This is a genomic window from Agaribacillus sp. DX54 (assembly GCF_056858335.1).
Genome location: NZ_JBXEQE010000152.1, coordinates 1 through 320 on the forward strand (window position 1 = coordinate 1; position 320 = coordinate 320).

Genomic DNA, 320 nt, shown 5'->3' on the forward strand with positions numbered 1-320 from the left:
TTGTTCTTAAATTTAGTTTTCATTTTAAATATATAATTTTGTTCGAATTAATTTTGTTTTATCGTGCCCTTTCGAGGTGCACGCCCTTGTCTCGCGTCAGCTTCCTGCTGACCGGGGCAAGGTGTTTTCGGGCGCTTTTTTAAAGATTACATAGGCTTTCTATTATAGGTGGTACATTTGTTTTGGTTTTTCTTTCTAATCCCGGGGAAGCAGTAGCTATAATATAGTTTGGCCGCTGTTTGTGTGCCATGTACATTTTGCCCAGGTATTCGCCCATAATTCCCAATACAGTCAGTTGTACTCCCGACAAGCGTGACAGG

Annotated in this window: 1 pseudogene; it reads right to left on the minus strand. The window is 40.9% G+C overall.

The features are described from left to right. Positions 1-139: 139 nt before the first annotated feature. A pseudogene (locus AC04NP_RS30760) lies at positions 140-320 on the minus strand (hypothetical protein); the annotation flags it as partial.